The 24,389-nt window shown below is 61.7% G+C and carries 22 protein-coding genes and 1 pseudogene; 10 read left to right on the forward strand and 13 right to left on the reverse strand.

What is annotated here, in order from left to right:
* Window positions 1-130 precede the first annotated feature (130 nt).
* Both MKI86_RS22680 and MKI86_RS22685 read left to right on the forward strand, forming a co-directional pair.
* Entirely contained in the window at window positions 131-1,246 is a 1,116-nt protein-coding gene (locus MKI86_RS22680) for a PAS domain-containing protein (RefSeq protein ID WP_241605601.1), read from the forward strand.
* Window positions 1,247-1,249: 3 nt separating this feature from the next.
* The gene (locus MKI86_RS22685; RefSeq protein ID WP_241605603.1) at window positions 1,250-1,699 is read left to right on the forward strand and encodes a response regulator; all 450 of its coding nucleotides are present in this window, start codon (window positions 1,250-1,252) and stop codon (window positions 1,697-1,699) included.
* A gap of 246 nt (window positions 1,700-1,945) precedes the next feature.
* Here the strand turns inward: MKI86_RS22685 and MKI86_RS22690 are convergent, their stop codons facing one another.
* The 13 genes from MKI86_RS22690 to MKI86_RS22750 all read right to left on the reverse strand — a co-directional run bounded on the left by MKI86_RS22690 (window position 1,946) and on the right by MKI86_RS22750 (window position 15,969).
* A complete protein-coding gene (locus MKI86_RS22690) occupies window positions 1,946-3,391 on the reverse strand; it encodes an aldehyde dehydrogenase family protein (protein ID WP_241605605.1) in 1,446 nt (481 codons plus the stop codon).
* Window positions 3,392-3,448: 57 nt separating this feature from the next.
* Window positions 3,449-4,201, reverse strand: a complete 753-nt coding sequence (locus tag MKI86_RS22695; protein WP_370880053.1) for an SDR family NAD(P)-dependent oxidoreductase — start codon at window positions 4,199-4,201, stop codon at window positions 3,449-3,451.
* 35 nt (window positions 4,202-4,236) lie between these two features.
* The gene (locus MKI86_RS22700) at window positions 4,237-5,196 is read right to left on the reverse strand and encodes a carbohydrate kinase family protein (protein WP_241605610.1); all 960 of its coding nucleotides are present in this window, start codon (window positions 5,194-5,196) and stop codon (window positions 4,237-4,239) included.
* 19 nt (window positions 5,197-5,215) lie between these two features.
* Window positions 5,216-6,202, reverse strand: coding sequence for an ABC transporter permease (locus MKI86_RS22705; protein ID WP_241605612.1), 987 nt, complete (start codon window positions 6,200-6,202; stop codon window positions 5,216-5,218).
* Between the two features lie 2 nt (window positions 6,203-6,204).
* A complete protein-coding gene (locus tag MKI86_RS22710; RefSeq protein WP_241605613.1) occupies window positions 6,205-7,203 on the reverse strand; it encodes an ABC transporter permease in 999 nt (332 codons plus the stop codon).
* Window positions 7,204-7,232: 29 nt separating this feature from the next.
* On the reverse strand, window positions 7,233-8,756 hold the full coding sequence (locus MKI86_RS22715) for a sugar ABC transporter ATP-binding protein (RefSeq protein ID WP_241605614.1): 1,524 nt from the start codon (window positions 8,754-8,756) through the stop codon (window positions 7,233-7,235).
* A 68-nt stretch (window positions 8,757-8,824) separates the two neighbouring features.
* Window positions 8,825-9,853, reverse strand: coding sequence for a sugar ABC transporter substrate-binding protein (locus MKI86_RS22720; RefSeq protein ID WP_241605615.1), 1,029 nt, complete (start codon window positions 9,851-9,853; stop codon window positions 8,825-8,827).
* Between the two features lie 89 nt (window positions 9,854-9,942).
* Entirely contained in the window at window positions 9,943-10,602 is a 660-nt protein-coding gene (locus tag MKI86_RS22725) for an L-fuculose-phosphate aldolase (protein WP_241605616.1), read from the reverse strand.
* Between the two features lie 8 nt (window positions 10,603-10,610).
* Window positions 10,611-11,384 (reverse strand): SDR family NAD(P)-dependent oxidoreductase, encoded by a 774-nt coding sequence (locus MKI86_RS22730; protein ID WP_241605618.1) that lies wholly within the window; start codon window positions 11,382-11,384, stop codon window positions 10,611-10,613.
* A gap of 198 nt (window positions 11,385-11,582) precedes the next feature.
* The gene (locus MKI86_RS22735; protein ID WP_241605620.1) at window positions 11,583-12,383 is read right to left on the reverse strand and encodes a GntR family transcriptional regulator; all 801 of its coding nucleotides are present in this window, start codon (window positions 12,381-12,383) and stop codon (window positions 11,583-11,585) included.
* Window positions 12,384-12,544: 161 nt separating this feature from the next.
* Window positions 12,545-13,876: an MFS transporter gene (locus tag MKI86_RS22740; RefSeq protein ID WP_241605622.1), complete on the reverse strand. Its 1,332-nt coding sequence runs from the start codon at window positions 13,874-13,876 to the stop codon at window positions 12,545-12,547.
* Between the two features lie 309 nt (window positions 13,877-14,185).
* On the reverse strand, window positions 14,186-15,364 hold the full coding sequence (locus MKI86_RS22745; RefSeq protein WP_241605624.1) for an acetyl-CoA C-acetyltransferase: 1,179 nt from the start codon (window positions 15,362-15,364) through the stop codon (window positions 14,186-14,188).
* A gap of 2 nt (window positions 15,365-15,366) precedes the next feature.
* Window positions 15,367-15,969, reverse strand: a complete 603-nt coding sequence (locus tag MKI86_RS22750) for a TetR/AcrR family transcriptional regulator (protein ID WP_241605626.1) — start codon at window positions 15,967-15,969, stop codon at window positions 15,367-15,369.
* Between the two features lie 156 nt (window positions 15,970-16,125).
* Here MKI86_RS22750 and MKI86_RS22755 point away from each other — a divergent pair, with 156 nt between their 5' ends.
* From MKI86_RS22755 to MKI86_RS22790, 8 genes and pseudogenes are all read left to right on the forward strand, one after another.
* Window positions 16,126-18,078, forward strand: a complete 1,953-nt coding sequence (locus MKI86_RS22755) for an acetoacetate--CoA ligase (protein WP_241605628.1) — start codon at window positions 16,126-16,128, stop codon at window positions 18,076-18,078.
* Window positions 18,075-19,232 (forward strand): thiolase family protein, encoded by a 1,158-nt coding sequence (locus MKI86_RS22760; protein WP_241605630.1) that lies wholly within the window; start codon window positions 18,075-18,077, stop codon window positions 19,230-19,232. Before MKI86_RS22755 ends, MKI86_RS22760 begins: the two co-directional genes overlap by 4 nt.
* Window positions 19,232-19,660: a Zn-ribbon domain-containing OB-fold protein gene (locus MKI86_RS22765; RefSeq protein ID WP_241605631.1), complete on the forward strand. Its 429-nt coding sequence runs from the start codon at window positions 19,232-19,234 to the stop codon at window positions 19,658-19,660. Before MKI86_RS22760 ends, MKI86_RS22765 begins: the two co-directional genes overlap by 1 nt.
* A gap of 1 nt (window position 19,661) precedes the next feature.
* Window positions 19,662-20,114 carry a MaoC family dehydratase gene (locus tag MKI86_RS22770; protein ID WP_241605633.1) on the forward strand — a complete coding sequence of 151 codons (453 nt, stop codon included), beginning with the start codon at window positions 19,662-19,664 and terminating at the stop codon, window positions 20,112-20,114.
* Window positions 20,115-20,117: 3 nt separating this feature from the next.
* Window positions 20,118-21,365, forward strand: coding sequence for an MFS transporter (locus tag MKI86_RS22775; RefSeq protein ID WP_256465759.1), 1,248 nt, complete (start codon window positions 20,118-20,120; stop codon window positions 21,363-21,365).
* Entirely contained in the window at window positions 21,365-22,519 is a 1,155-nt protein-coding gene (locus MKI86_RS22780) for a YbfB/YjiJ family MFS transporter (protein ID WP_241605635.1), read from the forward strand. Before MKI86_RS22775 ends, MKI86_RS22780 begins: the two co-directional genes overlap by 1 nt.
* 86 nt (window positions 22,520-22,605) lie before the next feature.
* Window positions 22,606-22,951, forward strand: a pseudogene (locus MKI86_RS22785) (ATP-binding cassette domain-containing protein); the annotation flags it as partial.
* Between the two features lie 698 nt (window positions 22,952-23,649).
* On the forward strand, window positions 23,650-24,246 hold the full coding sequence (locus tag MKI86_RS22790) for a helix-turn-helix domain-containing protein (RefSeq protein WP_241605637.1): 597 nt from the start codon (window positions 23,650-23,652) through the stop codon (window positions 24,244-24,246).
* Window positions 24,247-24,389: the final 143 nt, after the last annotated feature.

Genomic DNA, 24,389 nt, shown 5'->3' on the forward strand with positions numbered 1-24,389 from the left:
GTGCCGTCGTCGCTCGGTCAGGTATTGACGTCATCCGCCCAGAGCTTATCTCATCCGTCCGGACACAGCGTATCTTCGGAACTATATCCGCTATCACCTCATTGGGATGCCAAATGCGAGCGAATGGCTTATGAGCGAGACCGAGCAATACATTGATGCGCGTAACGCAGGTGACAGGCTTCTTGCGGAACATGCGTCCGAAGACCCGTTCGCGGCCGCCTTCAAGGCGACCCGCATGCCGATGATCATCACTGATCCACGACAGGCCGACAATCCTATAATCTTTCTGAATAAGGCTTTCTCCGAGCTCACAGGATACTCCGCCGACGAGCTCCTTGGTCGGAACTGCCGCGTGCTTCAGGGTCCCGAGACCGACCGCGCCGCTGTTGACCGTATCCGAGCGGCTATCGCCGCCGGTGAAGACATCTCCATCGATATCCTCAATCACCGCAAGGACGGCTCGACCTTCTGGAACGCCCTTTTCGTCAGCCCGGTGCGCAACCGCGAGGGGGAGATTATCTATTTCTTCGCCTCCCAGCTTGATTTCACGAACATCAAGAGTAAGGAAGCCGAGCTGGCCGCCGCTCGGCATCTCGCCGAAGAGGAGGTCCAGAGGCGGACGGCCGACCTGGAGCACGCGCTGGGTGCGAAGACTGTACTCGTCCACGAGGTCGACCATCGCGTAAAGAATAATCTTCTGACTATTGCATCCATCGTCAAGCTTCAGGCGCGTATTTCGGAGGACGACACCGTGAGGAAGACACTGCGCTCCGTCCTCAACCGCGTAGAAGCGCTTAGTACAGTGCAGAGAAAGCTACTGAACGACGATGACGTCGGCCATTTTGACGTGGCTGACTTTGCGAATGAGCTTGTCCTTGACATGGTCGGCTCACTCAAGCGCGCGGACATAAAGGTCACGACCGATCTCAAGGAGGTCATCGTTCCTGCTGCAAAGGCCTCGCCCATCGCCCTTGTGGTCAACGAACTCGTTGGGGACGCCGTCCGCCGCGGACTTGGCGAAGGCGGGGGCCATATACATCTGGAGGTCCGTCGTCTCAACGGGCATTTCCTGATCCGGGTCGCCGACACTGTTACGCCAGTCGACATGGACCGCGAGGAACAGGCATTCAGCCAGTTGATGCTGAACACATCGCTCAAGCAGCTTGGGGCAAAAATTGAAAGAACCGTCAAAGGTCGGCAGACCAATGTCAGCGTAACGCTCCTTGTCGACGAACGGAAGGAATAGGAAATGCGCGTGCTAATTGTCGAGGATGAGGCCCTACTGGCACTGGAACTCGAAAGCGAGATCGAGGCCGCCGGCCACAAAGTCATCGGGCAGGCGGCAGCGGGCAAGACCGCGTTCGAGCTCATAGAAAAGGAACGGCCCGAGTTCGCTTTCGTGGACGTTCAGCTGCTCGACGGCCCGACGGGTATCGATATCGGCCGCCACCTTGCCAAGACAGGCATTCCTTTTATCTTCGTATCCGGTAACCTGAAGCGCATTCCAGATGACCTTGTCGGAGCCATAGGAGCTCTCGAGAAGCCGTACACGATGAGCGGCCTCCAGAACACGCTCGCCTATGTGGAAGCCGTGATTTCAGGCGATACGCCAGACCTTGCGCCGCCGAGCCTTGTGTTCCCCAAACACGCGAAGGGAGAGTGTGAGGCTTCTGTGGGCAACCACGACCAACCTCAGTAGTCAACGCCCTTAGCGGGTGCTTTTTCGATAAGCTGCACAATGGTGCGGTCGGCAATAAAGTGCCGATCTCACTTATGAAATCAGGAGGCTCAACCAGCCCACCTCCCTGAATGAGGCCGGAAAACTCTAACCAAAAACGGCCCAGTTTGAAGGGTTCAGATCTTTCTCACCGACAAATGTACTGGGCGCATTTGTTTTAACGCTCCAAAGAAGCGGTACTATCGAAGAGCGGCATCAGCCTCGCCGTTAGGATGCTTTGTCGAGCGCACGATACCCTCCGGTGGCCTTTATCTCGAGGAAATCTGCGAGACCGAACTCACCGTGTTCGCGGCCGTTGCCGGATTGCTTGAAGCCGCCGAAGGGCGATGCGGCTTCCCAGTCGGCCTCGTTGATATAGACCATGCCAACACGCAGCTGCCTTGCAATCCGGCGTGCGGCGGCATTGTCCTTCGTCTGGATGTAGCCGGCGAGACCATAGATCGTGTCGTTGGCAATGCGCACCGCATCGCTCTCGTCCGAATAGCCAAGGATCGACAGGACGGGGCCGAAAATCTCCTCGCGTGCGATCGTCATGTCGGGCATCACATGGGCGAAGACGGTCGGGCGCACATAGTAGCCGCGGTTGAGGCCCTGCGGACGGCCAGGGCCACCCGCAACAAGGCGGGCGCCTTCGGCAATTCCGCTTTCGATGAGCGCCTGAATACGTTCATATTGCTGGCGGTTGACCACCGGCCCCTGTTCGGAGGCGGGATCGGTGGGCGAGCCGACGCGGATCGCATTGGCTGTGCGGGCGGCGATACGGGCGGCTTCGTCCATCCTTTCATGCGGCACAAGCATGCGGGTGGGTGCCTTGCAAGCCTGACCGCAATTCGTGTAGCAGCCATGCACGCCGCGAACTATGGCCTCTTCGAAATCGGCATCCGCCAGGATGATATTGGCCGACTTGCCGCCAAGCTCCTGATGCACACGTTTGATCGTGTCGGCGGAGGCTTTGGCGACGGCGACGCCAGCGCGGGTCGAGCCCGTGATCGACATCATGTCGATATCCGGATGGCGCGACATCGCCTCGCCCACAACGTGGCCCTCGCCGTTGATATAGTTGTAAACACCCGGCGGAAAGCCGGCCTCGTTCACCAACTCGCTGAAGCGGATGGAGCTGAGCGGCGAATATTCGCTGGGCTTTACGACCATCGTGCAGCCTGCAGCGAGCGCCGGCACGACCTTCACCACGAGCTGGTTCATCGGCCAGTTCCACGGCGTGATCAGCCCGCAAACACCGACGGCCTCGCGCGAGATCAGAACATCTCCGCGCAGTTCCTCGAACGGATAGGTCTCCAGCACCGCGATGATGGTTTCGAGATGGGCGCGGCCCACCCAGGCCTGGGCGGCGTGCGAGAATCTGGCTGTCGTGCCCATCTCCTCCGTCATCATGGCAGCGATCTCGTCATAGTTCTCGTTGTACAGTTCGAGAAGCCGCTGGAGCAGACGTCGACGCTCTGCCGGCGTCGTCATCGAATAGGATGGGAAAGCCGCCTTGGCGGCCGCCACGGCGCGATCGACATCCTTTGCGCCACCCATCGCAATCTCGCAGACCGGCTCCTCGGTGGCAGGGTTGATTAGCGTATGCCGGCCAGTGCCGATCGGCTCGAGCCAGCGTCCGTCGATAAGGAATTTCAAGGCGTTCGCGTGCATGACAGTCCTCGATGAGATAGGCCGGAGGGCGCCGCGGAGTTGCCGCGCGGCGCTCCGTCAGTGGAAGTAGATGCCGCCGCAGACATTCAGCGACTGGCCGGTTACGAAGTCCGACTGGCTGGAGGCGAAGAATCGCACCGGGCCAATGATGTCCTCGGGATAACCGAGGCGCTTCAGCGACGCGACGGTTTCCCAGTGGCGGATGGCCTCGTCGCTGCCGAGATTGTTCCTGCCCATCTCCGTGAGGATGATGCCTGGGCAGATGGCGTTGACGGTAATGCCGTCCATGCCGACCTCCTGCGCGAGAACGCGTGTCAGCGTGATGACGGTCGATTTCGTCGCGGCATAGTGGCCCTGCATCGCCACGCCCTGCCGGCCGGCAATCGAGGCGATGTTGATGATGCGGCCGCTCTTCTTCACGCGCATCTGCGGCAGCACCGCCTGGCACATCAGAAGCACGCCCTTGGCGTTGACGTCGAAATGCGCGTCCCAGTCCTTTTCGCTGAGATCTTCCAGCGTCGACAGCTTGAGGATCCCGGCATTGTTGACGAGAACGTCGATGCCGCCGGCTTCCGCGAGGATCGACGCGACCGTCGCCTCGATCTCGGCCTTCGAGGTCACATCGAGTTCATGCACGAAGGCCTTGCGGCCGGCGGCGCGGATTTCCGCAGCCGTTTCGTCAAGGGCGGCGCGCTGCGCGCCGAGGTCGAGGATGGCGACGTCATAGCCGAATTCAGCAAGGCCCACGGCGATGGCACGGCCGATGCCCCTGCTTGCTCCGGTGACGACGGCAACGCTGCCGGTTGGCATGATCTGCATGGTGTTTCACTCCTGGATGATTAGGGTCACGCCGCGTTCTTGCAGCGGAGGGGAAGGCTGTTCATGGCCGCGAGCGTATCGTCGAACGAAACGAGCTTGCCGTCCGAGCCGAGACCCATGGCGACCTTCGCCGCGACGGCGGAGGCGAACCGCGCGGCCTCGCGCAAATCCCAGCCCTTGATGATGCCGACGATGATGCCGGCGGTGAAGCTGTCGCCGCAGCCGGTCGTGTCGGACACAGGGATGTCGTAGGCCGGAAGGACGAAATCCTCGCCGTCCTCCGGCGATACATAGACACCGTCCGCGCCCATGGTCAGGATGGCATTCTTCACGCCGCGCGCCTTGTAGAACCGCGCCACCTCGCGGGGCTCATGCGTGCCGGCCATCTCGCCGGCCTCCTCGATGCTCGGAACGAAGTGGTCAATATAGGGCAGGCACGGCTCGACGAGCGCAAAGGTCTCGGGATTGGCCTGGATGAGATCGAAGGTGGTGATGCGCCCGAGTGCCTTGGCCCTCTCGAGAAGACGCACCGTCGGCGCGCCGTCGAAGGCCTTGAGAAGACCGGTGCCGCCGACATGCACGACGCGGGCGTCGAGCGCGGCGTCGAGGTCCTCGTCGGTGACGGTGAAGATGGCCGCCGTTCCCGGCACATGCAGCGCCGGGCGTTCGCCGTTGGGCCGCACCGGCAAAATGGTAGCCGAGGTCTGCGTGGCGCCGCTGCGCTTGACGAGACCGCAATCGACGCCGAACTTCACCATCTTAGCATTCAGGAAGTCGCCCATCTCGTCGTCGCCGACCGTGGTGACGGCCTGGGTAGAAAGGCCGAGGATGGCGCAGTCGACGGCGGTCGCGCCGGCCGTGCCGGCCACGGTCATACGGATTTCCTCGATATAGTCGGCGCGCCCTCCCTCCGGGATCCGCGTCACCGGCCGCCCCAGGATATCCAGGACATAAAAACCGATCGAACTCACATCAAAACGTGCCATGGACGAATTCTCCTAGGGATCAGTGGCCGCGGCCACGCAGACCGAAGCTGAGAGCGAGGATAAGGAAGACGAGCACGCCGACGCCGACCTGCTGCCAGTAGAAGTTCCAACCGACCAGAAGCAGGCCGTTCTTAACGATGGCCAGCAGCGCCACGCCGAGCAGCGTGCCGATCACCGACGGGCGTCGTTCGGAGCTAATCGTCGTGCCGATGAAGGTCGCGCCGATCGCATCGAGCAGGAAGGCGTTGCCGGAAAGCGGCACATAGGAGCGCACCGTCGAGGACAACAGGATGCCGGCGACACCGCACAGGATGGCGCAGCCCACATAGACCAGCGACATGTTGAACGGCACGCGGATACCCGAATACCAGGCTACACCCGGCTGCGCGCCGAACGCCCGCACATAGCGGCCGAAGACGGAGCGATGCAGCGCGGCGTATACGGCACCGAGGCAGGCGACGAGAACGATGAGCGGCATGGGAAGGCCGAGCACCTGCGTGCGGACGATGGCGTTGAACACCGAGGCGAAATCGCCAGTCACGAGATAGATCGGCTGTCCGCCGCCGGTCGCGATCTGCTGCACGCTCTGCCCGATGAACAGCACGCCGAGCGTCGCCAGGAACGGGCTGATCTTCAGCCGCGTGATGAGGATGGCGTTGAGAAGGCCGACAGCTGCCGCCGCGCACAATCCGACGGCGACACCGATGACCGCGCCATAGCCGGCGGCCAGCAGCATTATGAAGACCATGCTCGCCATATCCACAGACACGCCGACGGACAGGTCAATCCCGCCGGCCGTGATGACGATCGTCATGCCAAGCGCCACGATGGCCAGCATCACGACATTGTTCAGCAGAACGTTGTAGAGATTGGCGCCCGTGAAGAAGGTGGGGCTCGCCAGCGAGAACGCCACCAGCAGACCAAGGAAGGCGAGGACGACGGTGTAGCGGGAAACATTATCGGCGGAGAAGAAAGGGCCGGCGTTCGACGGTACTTGTGTGCTCATGATCAACGCTCCGAGGATTTGGCAAAGGACGTGGCGGCGACGACCAGCAGGATCAGCGTGCCCTGGACCCCGGTCACCCAGTAGCTGGAGACGTTGAGGAGCTGGAAACCGTTGGCGAGGAAGCCGATGAACAGCGTGCTAAGAATGGTACCGCCCGCGGTGGGCACGAAGCGGCGGGAGAACACCGTCCCCAGCAGGGCCGCCGCTATGATCGAGAGCAGCAGCTCCCCTGTGCCAGGCGTGCTGGCACTGAGGCGCGAAACGAGCAGGATGCTGCCCAGCCCCGCGCAGAGGCCGGCAAACAGGTAGGTGCCGCCGACATAGGCGCCGACATTGATACCCGCCGCACGCGCCGCCTCGGGATGCCCGCCGACGGCATAGAGCCGCAGACCCGTGCCCGTGAAATGCAGGAGCGCCACCATGAAGATCGTGAAGGCGATCAGGCACCAGGCCAGCATCGACACGCCCATAAAGGAGCCGACGGCGATGTTCATGGTGAAGTCGGATGCCATCGAGACGACGGTGTTCTGCGTCAGGATCAGTTCCGCGCCGGCGACGATGTTCATGACGGCAAGTGTTGCCAGGAGCGGCAGGATGTTCAGCGACACGACCGCCACGGCGTTCAGCAGACCGACGAGGATGCCCGTGCCGACGGTCATGGCGAGCGTGACCGACAAGGGGAAGCCCGCCGAGGTCGAGACGGCGAAGACGGCGGCGCAGAGGCCCGTATTGGCGGCGAGCGACAGGTCGATGCCGCCGGTCTGGACATCGCTTCCGCCGCCGATGACGACGACGGACATCCCGAAGGCTAGGACGCCGAGCACGGCGGACTGCTCGATGACGTTGAGGATGTTGTAGAAATTCAGGAAGCCCGGCGCCATCAGTGCGAAATAGGCCAGGATGACGGCGAAGGTCCCGATTGCACCCATCCGCACGAGCATCGTGCCGAGTGCCTTGCGCCGCGTCGTTCCAGCCAAGGCAGGGCTTTCCGCTGCGCTCATCACCAATTCTCCGTTTGCTGGGGTCGCGGTCATACCGAGGTCCTCCGTGCCGGGGCCCTTGCTCCCGACGCTGCCGAGAGCAGCACGTCGCTGTCGAGTGCGCCGGGGCCGTACTCGTTGGTCAGCTCGCCGCGATAGATCACGAGAACCCGGTCGCAGAAGCCCGCAAGCTCCATCAGGTCCGACGACATGAAAAGGATGGCGGCGCCTTCGGCGGCAAGCCGATTCAAAAGCGTGTAGATCTCGACCTTGGCACCGACATCGACGGCCACGGTCGGCTCGTCGAGAATATAGACCCTGGACTGGCAGCTTAGCCATTTGGCAAGCGCCACCTTCTGCTGGTTGCCGCCCGACAGTGTTCTGACCAGCGCATCGCGATGCGGTGTTTTGATCGAAAGCTCCTTGATCAAACCGTCGACGGAGGCGTTTTCGGAGGCTTGCGAAACGAAGCCGGCCTTGCTGTAGCGCGACAGGCTAGCGAGCGAGATGTTTTCACGCACAGAAAGTCCGACCGCGACGCCGTGCGCGCGCCGGTCTTCCGGCACGAGCGCCACCTCGCACGACACCGCCGCGACCGGCGACGGGAAGCGCGCCGCCTTGCCATCGATGGTGACGGAACCCCGGTCGGGGTGGTCGAGGCCGAACAGGCACTGGATAAGCTCCTTGACGCCCGAGCCGAGAAGGCCCGTCAGGCCGACGACCTCGCCCGCCTTCACGTCGAAGGAGACATCGCGGAAATGCGGTGCCATGCCAAGACCGGACACCTCGATAACCGGTGAGCCGACCGTATTGCCGCGCTTGGGAAACATCTCGCCGACGTCACGATTGATCATCATGGCGACGATATCGTCGATGGCGGTGGTGCGCGGATCGACGACGCCGACGTCAGTCCCGTTGCGCATTACCGTCACGGTATCGCAGAGATCCTCGATCTCCTTCATGTAGTGCGAGATGAAGATGACGGCGATGCCATCCTCCTTGAGACGGCGCAGCACGCGAAAGAGGCTGTCGACTTCCTTCTTCACAAGCGCGGCGGTCGGCTCGTCGAGCACGAGCACCGAGGCCTTCTGGGCAAGGGCACGGGTGATCTGGACGATCTTCTGCTGGGCTGTGGTCAGGTCCTGCACGAGCATACCCGGCGGCAGATTGAGATCGAAATACTGCTTGAGCAGCGCGGATGCGCGCCGCGCCATTTCACGGCGATGGATGAAGGGACCGATCTTCGGTTCGTGATGCAGGAAGATCGCCTCGGCAATCGTCGCGGTCGGCACCAGAAGCCGGTCCTGATGGATGAAGTGGACACCGAGGCGCTCGACGCTTGCCGGCGTCAGCTTCGACACGGTCTCGCCATTGATGCGGATGGTACCCGCATCCGGCTTGAGGATGCCGGCCAGCACTTTGATGATGGTCGATTTGCCCGCGCCGTTCTGGCCGACCAGTCCGTGGATCGAGCCGCGCGCGACCGTCAGGTCGGCCTCGACGAGCGCTTTCACCACCCCGAAACTCTTGGATATGCCGCGCATGTCGACGGCGAGGTTTTGCTCAGACGCCATGGTGTCCTCCCGCGAATTTCAACAAGATTACCGTGCCGCCGCAATGGGCGGCACGGCGAGAGCGCGGCTTAGTTCGCCGCACCTTCCTTCTTGGGGAGGAAAGGACCAGCCGTGTCCTTGGCGTTGTCCTTGGTGATCAGAACCGCCGGAACGAAGGTGAAGGGCGGCACATGCTCGCCGGCCAGGTAGCGGGCCGCGTTGCGCGCGGCCGAACGACCGATCTCGTAGGGCTGCTGCGCGCCGACGGCACCGGCCGCCGATTCCGGGTTTGCGACCATTTCGACAACTTCCGGGCTGCCGTCGATCGCGTAGGTCTTGATACCTTTGCGGCCGGCCGCCTCGATTGCCTGCGTGGCGCCGATCTGCGGAATGTCCCAGCAGGCCCAGACCGCGGAGATGTCACCCTCGTTCGGATACTTTGTCAGCATGTCCGTCACGTTGGAATAGGCGCTCTGCACCGTGTTCGGGATGACGTCGCGCAGTTCCGGCTCGATGATCTTCACGTCCGGATAGCTTTGGAGAACATATTTCAGTTGGTCATAGCGGATCTTGCAGACCGGTACGCCATAGAAGCCGTTGAAGACGAGCACGTTGCCCTTGCCGCCCATGTCGGCAACCATCTGCAACGCCACTTCGGAAGCGAGCGAATAGTTGTTCGACGTGCTGTTGTTGAGCGAATGCGGCGTCGCGGTATCGACAGTGAAGAGCGGGATATCCGCATCGCGGATGCGCTTCAGCCACGGATTGAGAACATCCAGGTTGCCGAGCATTTCGATGATGGCATCAGGCTTCTGCGCGATGAGCGTCTGGAGCTGCGAAACATGCGTCTGGTCGTTGCGCTTGGCATCGAGCGCGATCGGTTCGCCGCCCAGTGCCTTCACTTCATCGATAATGCCCTGATAGGCCATGAGGTCCCAGTGGTGGTCGGTACCGACCGCCGAGATGCCGATGCGCTTGCCGGCAAGCGAGAGCTTTTCCGAACCGGAATCCTGCGCCTGGGATGCATTACACCAGGCAACGGCACCGACCGCGACCGTCAGCATGGCGGCTGTCGCCTTGAAAAAGTTGCGGCGGCTCTTGTTCTTTCTCAGTGACATGGACGTTTCTCCTCCCGAGTGTTGTCCGAGTTCGCCGGTGACCGGCCTTTTGCCTTGCGGGCAATATGTGAGGCGCTGCAGCGCCGAAATCAGTCCTTGTGTCCGTAGCTTCCCATCTTCTCCAGCACGTGTGCGATCTCCTCCTTGGACAGCAAAGGCGGCGTCCCGAGCTGCAGGGCGCCGTGAAACTGGCGCGCAAGCGTTTCCACCTCGACGGACAGCCAGAGCGCCTTTGGAAGCGTGGCTCCGACGGCGATGATTCCGTGATGGGCAAGAAGGCAGGCCTTACGCCCCTTGAGCGCCTCGACGGCATGTTCGGAAAGCTCCTGGCTGCCGAAGGTCGCATAGGGCGCGCAGCGAATGTCGTCGCCGCCGGCAACGGCGATCATGTAGTGGATGGCTGGGATATCAAGCCCCATGATCGCGACAGTCGTGGAATAGGGTGGATGGGCGTGCACGACCGCATTGACGTCGGGCCGTGCAGCCATGATGTCCCGATGGAACCGCCATTCGCTGGAGGCCTGAAGCGGCCCATTCGCGGTGCCATCCATCTCCAGCCTCACGATCGTTTCAGCCGTAAGCTTCTCATAGGGCGTGCTGGTCGGCGTGATCAGGATGTAGTCCTCGTGGCGGACGCTGATATTGCCGGAGGTACCCTGATTGATTCCGAGCCGGTTCATCTCGAGGCACGCCTCGATGATTGACTGCCGCTTTTCCAACTCTGCTGCGCTATAGGTCATCTGGTTCATGGATATGCTCACAATGCGGTGTAGCCGCCGTCCACCGACAGGATGGATCCGGTCACGTAGCTGGCAGCGGGAGAGGCGAGAAAAAGGATCGTCGACGCGATTTCGGACGGTTCGCCGCAACGCTTCATCGGCGTCATGTCCATCCAGACGTCGAAAAGCTCGGGCCGCTCGCGCATCTTGAGGGTCATATCCGTACCAACATAACCCGGTGCGACTGCGTTGACGCGCACGCCGCTGTCGACCCACTCGACCGCCAGCGCCTTCGTAAGCATGTGCACGGCACCCTTGCTTGCCATGTACGACGACGCAAACTGCGGTCGATTGATGATGTGGCCTGACATTGAGCCGAGATTGACGATGCTGCCCTGGCGCTGCGCAACCATGTGCCGACCGAATGCTCGCGACGCCCAGAAGGTGCCGTTCACATTAACATCCATGACGAGGCGCCACTCTTCGTCGCTCACGTCGAGTGCAGAATGAAGCCGAGCGATGCCGGCGCTGTTGATGAGAACGGTGACCTTGCCATGCGCGGCAACCACCGCGTCGGCTGCGGCATCGACGGCAGCGGGATCCGTAACATTCACCACATGGGTGGAAGTATGGACGCCAAAGACCGCAAGCGCCTCGGCAGCTGCCGAAAGCGCGTCCTCACCGAGATCCAGCAGCGCAATGCTCGCGCCGCAAGAGGCGAAAGCCTTCGCGGTTTCAAGACCGATGCCGCTGGCTCCGCCCGTGATGGCAACCACTTGGCCCGAGAAATCGAGCTGGTTCCGGTAATCCATTGCGTCCTCCCGCATGTCCACAGTCATGGATCGTGCGCTCGCAGGAACGCACCGTTCCCGCGTCATGACACTGATCAGCGATGTGAATTTTCTCCCAGGCGCTCCTCACGCCGTTGAAAGCAGGATAGGTCGCGCCATCGTGCATGTCAATCTGGTTATCACCAGAAATGAGAATTTTTGTACCGAACGGTCTACGGTTCAGGACTCAATCCGGAGATGAATGCGTGCCACGGCCGAATTGTAGAAGGCCCGGTAATACTCCAGTACACCGCCATCGTAGTCATAAGCAATTGATTCTATGGCGATAAGAGGCGCATCCGCTGGCACGCCCATGCGCTGGCAGGAAATGGCGTCCGGCATTTCTGCTGTGAACCATCGCTCCGCACGCTGAACGGTCAGTCCATATCTTTCACGGATGGTCTGGAAGATCGAACGGTTGTCGATATCGAGTTTCTCCATCCCCGGCACCTTATGCGCCGGCAGGGAGATGTGGGTGTGGGTGATTGGGCGCCCGTCGCAATAATAGACACGCACGATGCGCACCACATCGCCCTCCGGCGGGATGCCGAAAACCTTCTGCTCGTTCTCGTTCGCCTTGTCGCGATAGAATTCGAATGTCTTGGTCGTAACCACGTGCCCCTTGGCCGTGAGGTCGCCGAAGACGCTGAGGTTGGACGTCATGAAGTCGACGTCCTGGCGCGGCTGGGCGACGAACATACCCTTTCGCGGCATCTTGATGACATGGCCCTCGGCGGCGAGCGCCCCGAGTGCGGCCCGCACGACAGGCTTCGACACGTCGAAGATCTCGCACAGCGCGGTCTCGGACGGCATGCGGGAATTGGGCCGCAGCGTTTCGGAGGCGATCGCGTCCTGGATGCGGTTCTTCAACTGCACCCAGAGCGGCGCGGTCTCGCTGCGGTCCAAGGTATTGAGAGCGATGGACTGAAAGGCGTCGGTCGCGCTGTGGTCGAGATCGTCATAGCGCGGGCGTCCACGCATACGGGGCTTCAAGGTTTCCATGCGGGCACATTTCTGATTACGTCTAGAATTTTACAATCATGCGCTTTGCATCATTCGTCAAGTTGCAACCCGCCCGGCCAGGTCGCCAGAAAGACAAAGGGCCGCGTCGCCGCGGCCCTTCGCATGGAGATGATGGCCGGTCAGTCCTGCGACCCCTCCCCTTCCCATTTGTCCTTGTAGGTTTCCCGGGCAAGGAAGGTGCAGCCAGTACTGACGATCCCCAGAATGAAGACATAGATGATCACGCCGGTGGGCTCGCCGCCATAGGCGGCAAGTAGCGCCGTCGCGATGAGCGGAGCAAGGCCGCCGGACAGGACGGCACCGACCTGATAGCCGATCGATGCGCCGCTGAGACGGACCTTCGTGCCGTACAACTCCGAGAAGTAGACCGCCTGCGGGCCGTAGAGAGAGTCATGCAGCACGTTGAGGCCGATGACGATTGCCACCGTCAGCAGGAAGATCGATCCACTCTGCGCCATCGAGAAGAACGGCACGATGAACAGCGTGGAAGCGATGCAACCGAACAGATAGACCGGCTTGCGGCCGATCTTGTCTGTCAGCCACGACCAGAGCGGCAGAGTGACGAAACCGACGATGGACGAAATGACGACGGCGTTGAGACCAACCTGGCGATCGAAGCCGAGCGAATTCACGATGTAGGATAGCATGAACACGCTGTAGAGATAGAAGACCGCATTCTGCAGGAACTTCATGCCGATCGTCAGCAACAGGATGCGCCACTGGCCGCGCAAGACGTCGACCACCGGGCGCTCGGCCTGCTGGTTGTTCTGCTTCACCGCCTGAAAGGCCGGCGATTCGCTGACGCTCGAGCGGATATAGACACCGACCAGAATAAGCGCGGCACTCAACAGGAAGGGCACGCGCCACCCCCAGGAGAGGAAGGCCTCGTTGTCCATCGAGCCGGAGGCGATGGCAACCGCAACCGTGGACATCAAAAGACCCGCGGGAACGCCGAGTTGCGGGAAGCTGCCGTAAAGACCCCGCTTTCCGGGCGGCGCATGTTCGACGGCCATGACCACCGCAGCCCCCCATTCCCCGCCGACTGCAAAGCCCTGCGCAATGCGCAGGAAGCACAGGATGACCGCCGCCCAGATGCCGATCTGGTCATAGCTCGGGATCAGGCCGATGAGCACCGTACTGACGCCCATGATCAGCAGGCTCAGCATCAGCATGGCCTTGCGGCCGACCCTGTCGCCGTAATGCCCGGCAACGACGCCACCGATCGGACGTGCCACGAAACCCACCGCGTAGGTGGCGAAAGCCACCAGCGTGCCGACATAGGGGTCATAGGATGGAAAAAACACATAGGGAAACACGAGCGCCGCGCATGTCCCGTAGAGATAGTAGTCGTACCATTCGATGGCCGTGCCGATGAAGCTCGCGGCCGCAACCTTGCGATGCTCCTTGGACAGTCCCTTGGCCGGCGCGGCCGCTGCTGCACTGTAAGTCATAGCTCCTCCTCCCACAGAGTTTGCCCCGCAAGACGCCGCGATCAGGGCCACGCCTGTAGACACAGGCGTCTCCTCCCCCGGTTGTCGTGGCTGTTGCATGTCGGGACGATCACATAACGGACGACTCAAGTACCGACCGTTCGGTACACCGTGCTGCCAGCCTTGCCATGTGTCAAGGCGAAACCGCGAAAGAATCTGCAAATCCGGTGCGTCAACCGTGCTGGCGCGTCGGCGAAAGCTTGCAGCGCGCTCGGCGACCCCGCCGCTCGCATGAAGCAGCCGGCGGCGAACCGTCAAGATGTCGAGCGATCATCGCTCCAGGCAGATCGCGACGCCGAGGCCGCCGCCGATGCACAGGGACGCCAGGCCGCGCCGGGCGTTGCGCTTTTTCATTTCGTGCAGCAGCGTCACCACGATGCGGCAGCCTGAGCCCGCGAGCGGATGCCCGAGCGCGATGGCGCCGCCGTTGACATTGATGCGGTCCGGGTCCCAGCCCATTTCTCGATTGACCGCGATGGCCTGCGCGGCGAAGGCCTCGTTGACCTCCATGAGGTCGAGATCGTCCACGCTCCAGCCCGCCTTCGCAAGCGCCGCGCGCGATGCAGCGACCGGACCGAGCCCCATATCCATCGGTTCGACGCCCGCAGAGGCGTAGGATGCGATGCGCGCAAGCGGTTCCAGCCCGAGCGTCGCAGCCCGTTTTCCCGACATGACGAGCACCGCAGACGCCCCGTCGTTGAGGCCGGAGGAATTGCCCGCCGTTACCGTGCCAGCCGGGTCGAAAACCGGCCGCAGACGGCCGAGCTTCTCCAGATCCGTGCCAGGATTGGGATGCTCGTCGGCGGATACCGTGACATCGCCGCGACGCGTGGAATAGGTGACGGGCACGATTTCCGCCGCGAACCTTCCGGCTTCGACCGCAGACGACGCCTTGTCCTGCGATGCAAGCGCGAATCGATCCTGCTCGTCACGGCGCACCTGATAGCGATTGGCCAGGTGCTCGGCCGTCACGCCCATATGGACATCGTGAAAGGCATCCCAGAGTCCGTCGATGATCATGGAATCCTTGACGACCGTATCGCCCATGCGCACGCCGTCGCGCATCCCGTAGAGCAGATGCGGCGCCTGGCTCATGCTGTCCTGACCGCCTGCAACCACGATCTGCGCATCCCCGCATCGGATGGCCTGGGCAGCAAGATGAATGGATTTCTGGCCCGCGCCGCAGACCTTGTTGACGGTCATCGCCGGCACGTTCACGGGGATACCGGCGGCGAGTGCGGCCTGTCGTGCGGGGTTCTGTCCCGCACCGCCGGTCAGGACCTGCCCCATGATGATTTCGTCGATATCGCCACCCTCAAGCCCCGCATCCTCAAGCAGCGCCGCCATGACAGCCGCGCCGAGTGCGGCGGCCGATTGCGAGGCGAGCCCACCGTTCAGCTTGCCGATGGGAGTGCGCCGTGCGGCGGTGATGACGATATCCCGTTCCATGATTATCCCTTGCCCGCTGCCCGCAGCGTAATACCGGTGAAATCTTCGGCAATGGCATCGATCGCCATCGCACCGTCGCCCTTGATCCACAGGAAGCTGTAGAAATACATGCCCAGGATCGCCTTGACCTCGATCTTCGACAGGGCGCGCAGCACGCCCTGTCGAGCACCATCCTGAAATACGCGCATCCAGATATCCTGGTAATCGGCATGTAGTCCCAGTACGCCCTTGCGCTTGACATCGTTGAGCGCGTGGACTTCGCGGAAACAGACAGTCATCTCCGGTCGGCTGGCGAACATGATCTCCATGAAGCTGTGGCTGAGCGCACGGATACGCTCGGGCACGCTTGCGCCGCTGATCTCGATGGTGCGCGCCGCGTTGATCAGCTCCACCATGTAGACGGTCATGATGTCGAAGAGCAGCTCTTCCTTCGACTTGATGTGGTAGTATAGCGCGCCCTTGCCGAAGCCAGCGGCATCGCCGACCTCGCTGATGCCCACGCTTCCATAGCCTTTGTCTGCAAAAAGCTTTGCGGCAACTTCCATGATCATCCGCTTGCTTTCGGAAAGCTCGTCCGGTCGCGGCGTGCTCAAAATCTCGTCCATTGGGTCCCCCGGGTGTATGCAGGCACCGGATGCGATGCGCATGCCAGCGTCGATACATGACACGATTTCGCATTGACAGCGCAACTCTCAACTCGCATTGTACCGATCGGTCGGTACTTGCGCAACAAAAAAGCTGCTGATCCTGGAGGAGGAAAAATGCAATCCGATATCGTCTGGCAGCCCAATGAGGCTTGTTTCGAAACATGCAATCTTGCGAGATTTGCGCGCGAAAACGGTTTGGACGCCCGCGACTATGACACGCTTCACCGCTGGTCGATCGCGGACAAGGGCGCGTTCTGGCGGGCGGTTTGGGATTTCACCGGCGTGATCGGCGAGGCGGGGGAGCGAGCCTTCGTCGAAAGCGCGGAGAACGCGATGACGGGTGCCGCCTTCTTCCCCGATGCCCGGGTCAATCTGGCCGAAAACCTGCTGCGGGGCGACGACGACGCCATCGCCATTCACGAAGCTGACGAAACGGGCGCTCGGCGAACCGTCACGCGTGGTGAATTGCGCACCATGGTCGCCCGCACGGCGGACGGCCTGCGCCGTGCGGGCGTGAGCCGAGACGATTGCGTGGCCGGCATCCTGCCGAACCGCACCGAAGCGCTCGTCGCCCTCCTGGCAACCGCTGCCCTCGGCGCGACATGGTCGTCCTGCTCGCCCGATTTCGGCGTCACGGCCATTCTCGATCGCCTCGGCCAGATCAAGCCGAAGGTTCTCTTTGCGGCGGCGTCCTATCGCTACGGCGGCAAGGATCACGATATCGCCCAGCGCATCGTCGACATCGCGAAGGGCATGGAGAGCGTGGACCACGTGATCGTCACGAATGGCAGCCTGCCGGAATCGACCGGCGAGCGCTTTGCCCGCCACGACTATGCGACATTCGGCTCGGATGCGCCGCTGGCCTACGAGCGCGTGCCATTCCGCCATCCGGTCTATGTGCTCTATACGTCAGGCACGACGGGCGCGCCCAAGGCCATCGTGCATTCCACGGGCGGCGTCCTGATGCAGCATCTGAAGGAGCATGTGCTGCACGGCGACGTGCGCCCCGGTGACGTCGTCAGCTGGTACACCAACACCGCCTGGATGATGTATCACTGGCTGATCTCGGCCCTCGCCTGCGATGCCGCGATCCTGCTTTATGACGGTGCGCCGATCCTAAAGACGCCGGCGGGCCTGGATGTCACCCCGCTCTGGAAAGCGGCGGAACAGGCGGGCGTCACGCATTTTGGCACGAGCCCGAAGTATCTGGCGACGCTGGCCGATGAAGGCTACTCCCCCGCGCAGCGCCACGATCTTTCAGCGCTCAAATCGCTGTTGTCGGCCGGCGCGCCGGTCTCGCCGCACCAGTTCGACTGGGTCTACACGCATATCAAGCAGGACATGGTGTTCGCCTCGATCTCCGGTGGCACGGAGATCATCGGCTGCTTCATGCTCGGCTCGCCGATCCATCCGGTGCGCCGGGGCCACCTCACCGTCAAGGGCCTCGGCCTCGCCGTCGCCGTCATGGATGACCGCAACGCACCGATCGTCGGTCGGCAGGGCGATCTCGTCTGCACGGAAGCCTTCCCCTCCATGCCGCTCACCTTCTGGGGCGAGGGAGGAATGCAGCGGTATCATGACACCTATTTCTCGCATCGCCGGGAAATCTGGACGCACGGTGACGTCGCCGAGATGACACCCTACGGCTCGGCAGTCATCTACGGCCGGTCCGACACGACGCTGAAGCCCGGCGGCGTTCGCATCGGCACGGCGGAAATCTACGCCGCCTGCGAACTCTTCCCGGAAATCGAGGATTGCCTCGTCTTCGGTGCGCCCGTGCCCGGCGACGAGGAAATTGTGCTCTGCGTGAAGCTGAAAGACGAGGCGGGCCTTTCCGAAAGCTTTGCGAAGGAAGTCCGCCGCAAGATCCGCGACATGGCCTCGCCACGCCACGTTCCCCACCGCATCCATGCCGTGAGCGCCATTCCGTATACCCTCAACGGAAAGCGGGTCGAGGGTGCCGCCCGCACCGTACTGGAAGGCGGCGTGGTCAAGAACATGGGCTCGCTTGCCAACCCCGAATGCCTTGATGAGTATCGCGGGCTCGACCGGAGTGCCGCGGCATGACGACGGCACGTTCCAAGGGCGCGATCGTCGGGATCGGCGAACTCAAGCCGCAGCGCTTGACCGAAGGCGTCACCACGCTGGAGATGCTCGCCAGGGTATCGTCGGCGGCCGTTGCCGATGCCGGCATCGAGCCATACGAGATCGACGGCCTGCTGGTCGGTCCGCAGGTCGGCGAGACGCCGCAGCATGTGCCGGCGACGATCGCCGAATATCTCGGCCTGAAGCCGACTATGGGCAATGTCGTCGATCTAGGCGGCGCATCCGGCGCCGGCATGGTCTGGCGCGCAGCCGCCGCCATTCAGGCCGGCATGTGCGAGACGGTGCTCTGCGTTCTCGGCAATGCGCGCGACGACAATCCGCCGCGGTCGCCGAACCGCAATCCGATCCGCGAATTCGACGTGCCCTTCGGGGCGTCCGGCGCTAACATTTCCTATGCTCTTTTCATGCAGGCGCATATGGCTCGCTTCGGCACGACAGCCGAGGATTTCGCGACCATCGCACACTGGGCCCGTAACAATGCGCAGTCCAATCCGAACGCCATCTTCCATGGCAAGCCGGCGAGCGTGGCGGATGTCCTGGCCTCGCCAATCGTCGCCTCCCCGCTGCATCTGTTCGAGATCGTCATGCCCGTCGCGGGCGCAGAGGCGGTCATCGTCACCTCGGCAAAGCGGGCGCGCGAACGTGGCCAGCCGATGGTCCATCTGCTGGGCGCGGGCGAGAAGATCACCCACCGCGCGGCCGCCCAAGCGCCAGACCTGACGACCGGTCCGCTGAGGCAGGCGATGGCAAGCGCATTTTCGCAATCCGGTACGTCCGCGCGCGACATGAACCTGCTGTCTCTCTATGACTGCTACACAATCATGGTCGCGCTGACTATCGAGGACGCCGGGCTCTGCGGTCAGGGCGAATTCGGTCACTGGCTGAGGGGGCGCGATCTCTCCTTCTCGGGCGACACGCCGCTCAACACCCATGGCGGGCAGATCGGCTTCGGCCAGCCGGACCTTGCCGGCGGCATGACGCATATCGTGGAGGCCGTGCGCCAGCTGCGCGGCTCCGCCAACGGCCGACAGATCGCCAATCCGCAACTCGCCCTCGTGACGGGCAATGGTGCCACCGTGAGCGAAGCGACGGCACTCGTTCTTGGAGCCGACTGATGGACCTTGATCTCCTGAAAACCCCCGGCCCAACCATCACCGCATTGACGGCGCCGTTCTGGGCGGCTGCAGAGGAAGGTCGACTTTCCATCCAGCGCTGCGAGGAATGCGACGCCGCCATCTTCTATCCACGGCCGATCTGCCCGCATTGCTGGAGCGAACGGCTGGTCTGGAAGGACGCCTCCGGGCGAGGCCACCTCAAATCCTTCTCGATCGTCCACAAGCCGGGCCATCCCGGCTGGATGCCGATCGCGCCCTATGCAGTCGGCCTCGTCGAACTCGAGGAGGGGCCGACGATGCTTAGCTTCATCCTGCGTGAGAACCAAGAAGATCTCGCCATTGGCAACGCAGTCGAAATGTTCCCCACGCGGATCGGCGGGCGCATCCTGCCCGTCTTCCGCCAGAAGCAATACTCGGAAAGGGCATGACATGAGTGACGTGAAACAGAACGGCTGGGCCGGTATCATCAAGGGCAAGCCAAAGGTCGGCGATGCGGCAGAGCGGTCGCGGCGCACGACGATGAAGGACATCGAGTCCTTCTCCGAAATGACCGGGGACCGCAACCCCCTGCATTACGACCGTGCGCTTGCCGAAGCCTCCGTCTTCGGAAAGCTCATCGTGCAGGGCGGCGTTACGTCCGGCATGCTAAACGCGGTGGTCGCCGAAGACCTGCCCGGTCCGGGCACCGTCTTCCTTGGCGTCGAATGGAAATTCGTGAAAGCCGTCGGCGTGGATGAATTGATCACGGCGCGCGTCGAGATCACCGAGGTTCGCGACGACAAGCCCATCTGTAAGATTCTCACCAGCGTGCGCAACGAAGCTGGCGAAATCTGCCTCAGCGGCACCGCGACCGTCTACACGGTTCCGCTGGCAAAGGCCTGATCCGTGCCAAGCACCGAGAACGGCGACCCATCTGCCGTCGACCGGCCAGCGGATGCCAATCCCTGGCCGGTTCTCGTCCTCCTGTGCATTTCGGTCGTCCTGTCCATGACGACATGGTTTTCAGCCACGGCCGTCACGCCGGAGCTCAAGGCCGCCTGGCAGCTCTCGGACAGCACCGTGGCCTGGCTGACGAACGGCGTGCAGATCGGTTTCGTGACGGGCGCGCTGCTGGCGAGCCTCGTCAACCTCCCCGATATCGTGCGCCTCAACCGCCTGATGGCGGCCGCCTCCTTTCTGGCTGCGGCGACGAATGTACTCTTGCTTCTAGAGCCAGGGCCGATGGGTGCCATCGCCTGCCGCTTTGCGACCGGCATGGCGCTTGCAGCCGTATACCCCCCGGCGATGAAGCTCGTTTCCACATGGTTCGTGCGCAATCGGGGGCTTGCGCTTGGCGCCGTGGTCGGCGCGCTGACGCTCGGCTCGTCAATGCCGCATCTTTTCCGTACCATCGCCGAGCATATCGACTGGCGGCTCGTTATCGGGCTGTCGAGCACCGCATCGCTGATCGCCGGCGTGAGCTTCCTGCTGTTTGCGCGCGAAGGACCCTATCCGTTCGGCAAGGCGGTCTTCAATCCGCGGCAAATCGGCAAGGTTTTACGCGACCGCAATCTGTTCCTCGTCAATGTTGGCTATTTCGGACACATGTGGGAACTCTATGCGATGTGGGCGTGGCTTCTCATCTTCGTGCGGACCGCCTCCGACGGCATACTCTCGCCGAATGTGGCTTCGCTCATCACCTTCGTCGCCATTGCCGCCGGCCTCTTCGGCTGCGTGGCCGGCGGCCTCCTGTCTGACCGGTTCGGGCGCACCGCCACGACCGCGGGCCTGATGATCGTATCCGGCCTCTGCGCGCTGCTCATCGGCTTTGCCTTTTCGGGGCCAACCTGGTTGATCGTCCTGATTGCAATCGTTTGGGGCATTGCGATCGTTGGAGATTCCCCGCTCTTTTCCGCCGCCGTGACTGAGCTGGCTGACCGCGACTTCGTCGGCACGGCACTGTCGCTGCAGATGGGGCTCGGCTTCGCGCTAACCGTCTTCGTCATCTGGCTGATGCCGCATATCGCCGCGTGGCTCGGCAGCTGGCAATGGTGCTTCGTTATGCTCGCGCCCGGTCCTTTCATCGGTGCATGGGCGATGATGGCGCTTCGCCGCTCGCCGGCAGCCTTCAGGCTGGCGGATGGCCGCCGCTGATGAACCCCTTCGCCAAGATCAGCCTTCTCGCCCTCGGTCCTGCGCTCGGGCTCGGAATAGCGCGCTTTGCCTATGGCCTTCTGCTTCCACCGATGAAGGCGGACCTTGGCATATCCTATGCGCAGGCGGGCTGGCTCAACACCATCAACGCCGTCGGCTATATCCTTGGCGCCATGACGGCGGCTCTCGTGGCTCGGCGTCTCGGCACAGCTAGAACATACAGTCTCGGTGCGATATTTACCGTCCTCACCGTACTTGCGCTCGGCGTCGTCCAAGGCTTCGAGGCACTGAGCCTGTTTCGCCTGCTTTCGGGCGTTTCAGGCGCATGGATCTTCGTAGCAGGCGGCGTAATAGCGGCCGAGGCCGCAGCCGAGCATCCCGGCAAGAGTGGCGTTCTGATAGGCATCTTCTATGCAGGGGCCGGCTTCGGCGTTGCCTTCACCGGTCTTGTCGTTCCGAAATGGCTGGAACATTTTGGCCCCTCGAGCTGGCGGGATGTCTGGCTGTTGCTTGGCGTTCTCGGCGCGCTTTTTGCCGTCGCCGGCTATATGGCCACACCGCCGGATTGGACCCGTGCGGAACGCTCCGTCGAAGGATCGGTTTACGGGCCGTTCGGACACAAATGGATCCTCGGAGGTTACATTGCTTTCGGAGCGGGCTCCATCGCCTACATGACCTTCATTGTCGCTTTCCTAACTTCAAGCAGCCAGCCGGCATGGCATATCAGCGCGTTCTGGGTGAGCATCGGCATCTCTTCCATGACCGCCCCCTGGCTGTGGTCGCCGTTGATCGCGCGCTTGCGCCATGCGCATGCCTTCACCATCCTCGTCGGCATTAGCGCCGCAGGAGCAATAATTCCCCTCATTTCCACCTCGTTTCCGGCAGCGATCGCCTCGGCCGTGGTGTTTGGCGCGGTCTTCTTCGTGGTCGTTGCGGCAACGACGGATTTTATCCGGCGCAATGTGGAAATCTCCAACACAACCTCCGCCATCGGCACCTTCACCGTGGCGTTCGGCACCGGCCAGACACTCGGCCCGCTGGTCATTGGCCGCATTATTGACGCCTACGGCTCATTGACCGCGGGCCTCGCCGCTGGCTGCGCTTTCATATGTCTGGGTTCTGCACTCGCATTATTTCAGCGCGATCAGAAATAAGTCGATCTCAACGGAGTGGAGGAAGGCACCAAGAAGCCACACACTAGAGCGATTGCGTCAATGAGAGCGTGACTGAAAAGGGTAGAGTCATCGCAGACCGAAGGCAGGTGGATCGCCCGCGCAAGCAGTTGGCGACGATCTTCCAGAGTTTCTGCCTCTGCAGCCACACGACGGTGCTCGAAAACCTGATGGAGGCGCTCGTGCATGTGCAACGACGCAACTGCCGCGAGGTGCGTGAGTGACGAGGCGGAAGCCATGCTGACTCGCGTCGGTCTTGGCGGCCGGTCGAGAGACTATCCCGTGCAACTATCCGGCAGGCAACAGCAGCGCGCCGCCATCGCCCGCGCGCTCGCTATGAAACCGCGCGTGCTGCTCTTCGACAAACCGACCTCGGCCCTTGACCCGGAGCTCGTCGGAGAGGTTCTCAAGGTCAAGGTGCCAAACCATTACGAGGTGGACTATGCTCTCGTACGGGTGTCGACCGCACCACCGACGAAGAATGGTCGGTAAGTTCCTGAAGAGGAACCTGCTACAAAAAATGGATAATGCCGCCGTCCTCACATGTGGATGTTCGCCGGGCGCCCCGTTGTTGATACCGGAAATATCGGAAATCTCAGCGTGGCCAATCCTTATCCGCGGGCGCATTCAGCGACAATGACTGGCCAGGCGCAAAGCACACCGGAACGGACTTGGCAACGCGATCAATGACGCGGCCGCAACACGTCAGTGTTACCGTCACTCAAACATGCGGCTACTTCCGAATCTGGCTAAAAAGACGAACCAGGCAAATGCCATCAGGCCAAGGCGGCTATTACCATCAAAGATAGCGACGCAGCCAATCTATGCCCAACGCCATCAAATAAAGCACCAGTGTTGATTTCCACGCAGAACTAAGCGGGTTTCCGCTGAGAGCCTGTCGCGCGGAAATGTCAATAATCCGCGTCAACGCGGCAAATGCTTTGCCTTGCAGCTCTGATATGTGAGCCTTGGATTTCTAATTTTAGGCCCGATACATTATAATACATCATAATTTGATTACGATGCAGCATAAGACATCGGCTTGAGGAATGGTGATTTTATGATATCTTAAAAGACATCAAAAAATAAAGATGATGCAGAAATAGATATCGATGAAATATGAAAACCAAGAGATCGCCGACCGACTGCGAGAATCCAGAGAAGCCAAACAGCTGAGCCAACGTGAGTTGAGCCGGTTGGCTGGGGTCCCGCAAGCGCAGATTTCGAGAATCGAATCAAATAGCGTCGATCTCCGTCTTTCGAGCCTCGTCGCGATTGCCAGCGCACTGGATTTGGAGATCGCTTTAGTACCGCGCAAGGCGGTGCCAGCAGTCAAATCGATCACTCGCCAAACGACGGACCGTACTGTGATCCAACCACCTGCAATCGGCAGGGAAATGCGGAAACTGTACGAGGCGATCCGCGCCCTTCAGATTGATGCACCAACTCTGCCGGAACTGGATGACCTACGCAAAGCCGCAGAATCACTTTATCGCTTCCATATCGATACTCAATTTTTGGACAATCTTCGCTCGCTGCGACACACCATTGAACGCGCCAGTACCACGGAGCAGTGGAAGGGCATCTTCGAAGCAGCCAACAGCATGAAGGCGCTCCGCAACCAGATCGCCCATTTCGAGCCGACAAGCGAACAACGGAACGCCAACCGTCCAGCCTATTCGTTAGATGAGGACGACGACGATGCCTAGAGTATCCGTCCTGAGTGTGCGACTTTATGGCGAAGAAATCGGCACAATCACCTATGTAGGAGCTGAATCGATACTCAATTTTTGGACAATCTTCGCTCGCTGCGACACACCATTGAACGCGCCAGTACCACGGAGCAGTGGAA

The sequence above is a fragment of the Shinella sedimenti genome (assembly GCF_022601905.1).
GTDB lineage: Bacteria > Pseudomonadota > Alphaproteobacteria > Rhizobiales > Rhizobiaceae > Shinella > Shinella sedimenti.

Bases quoted from the DNA above. Each gene is read 5' to 3' on its own strand.
- MKI86_RS22715 (WP_241605614.1), bottom strand. From the start codon at position 8,756: ATGGCGTCTGAGCAAAACCTCGCCGTCGACATGCGCGGCATATCCAAG.
- MKI86_RS22780 (WP_241605635.1), top strand. From the start codon at position 21,365: ATGAACCCCTTCGCCAAGATCAGCCTTCTCGCCCTCGGTCCTGCGCTC.
- MKI86_RS22760 (WP_241605630.1), top strand. From the start codon at position 18,075: ATGACGACGGCACGTTCCAAGGGCGCGATCGTCGGGATCGGCGAACTC.
- MKI86_RS22770 (WP_241605633.1), top strand. From the start codon at position 19,662: ATGAGTGACGTGAAACAGAACGGCTGGGCCGGTATCATCAAGGGCAAG.
- MKI86_RS22695 (WP_370880053.1), bottom strand. From the start codon at position 4,201: ATGCCAACCGGCAGCGTTGCCGTCGTCACCGGAGCAAGCAGGGGCATC.
- MKI86_RS22740 (WP_241605622.1), bottom strand. From the start codon at position 13,876: ATGACTTACAGTGCAGCAGCGGCCGCGCCGGCCAAGGGACTGTCCAAG.
- MKI86_RS22755 (WP_241605628.1), top strand. From the start codon at position 16,126: ATGCAATCCGATATCGTCTGGCAGCCCAATGAGGCTTGTTTCGAAACA.
- MKI86_RS22720 (WP_241605615.1), bottom strand. From the start codon at position 9,853: ATGTCACTGAGAAAGAACAAGAGCCGCCGCAACTTTTTCAAGGCGACA.
- MKI86_RS22705 (WP_241605612.1), bottom strand. From the start codon at position 6,202: ATGAGCACACAAGTACCGTCGAACGCCGGCCCTTTCTTCTCCGCCGAT.
- MKI86_RS22730 (WP_241605618.1), bottom strand. From the start codon at position 11,384: ATGGATTACCGGAACCAGCTCGATTTCTCGGGCCAAGTGGTTGCCATC.
- MKI86_RS22735 (WP_241605620.1), bottom strand. From the start codon at position 12,383: ATGCGTGGACGCCCGCGCTATGACGATCTCGACCACAGCGCGACCGAC.
- MKI86_RS22765 (WP_241605631.1), top strand. From the start codon at position 19,232: ATGGACCTTGATCTCCTGAAAACCCCCGGCCCAACCATCACCGCATTG.
- MKI86_RS22750 (WP_241605626.1), bottom strand. From the start codon at position 15,969: ATGGACGAGATTTTGAGCACGCCGCGACCGGACGAGCTTTCCGAAAGC.
- MKI86_RS22790 (WP_241605637.1), top strand. From the start codon at position 23,650: ATGAAATATGAAAACCAAGAGATCGCCGACCGACTGCGAGAATCCAGA.
- MKI86_RS22745 (WP_241605624.1), bottom strand. From the start codon at position 15,364: ATGGAACGGGATATCGTCATCACCGCCGCACGGCGCACTCCCATCGGC.
- MKI86_RS22680 (WP_241605601.1), top strand. From the start codon at position 131: ATGAGCGAGACCGAGCAATACATTGATGCGCGTAACGCAGGTGACAGG.
- MKI86_RS22700 (WP_241605610.1), bottom strand. From the start codon at position 5,196: ATGGCACGTTTTGATGTGAGTTCGATCGGTTTTTATGTCCTGGATATC.
- MKI86_RS22710 (WP_241605613.1), bottom strand. From the start codon at position 7,203: ATGAGCGCAGCGGAAAGCCCTGCCTTGGCTGGAACGACGCGGCGCAAG.
- MKI86_RS22690 (WP_241605605.1), bottom strand. From the start codon at position 3,391: ATGCACGCGAACGCCTTGAAATTCCTTATCGACGGACGCTGGCTCGAG.
- MKI86_RS22725 (WP_241605616.1), bottom strand. From the start codon at position 10,602: ATGAACCAGATGACCTATAGCGCAGCAGAGTTGGAAAAGCGGCAGTCA.
- MKI86_RS22685 (WP_241605603.1), top strand. From the start codon at position 1,250: ATGCGCGTGCTAATTGTCGAGGATGAGGCCCTACTGGCACTGGAACTC.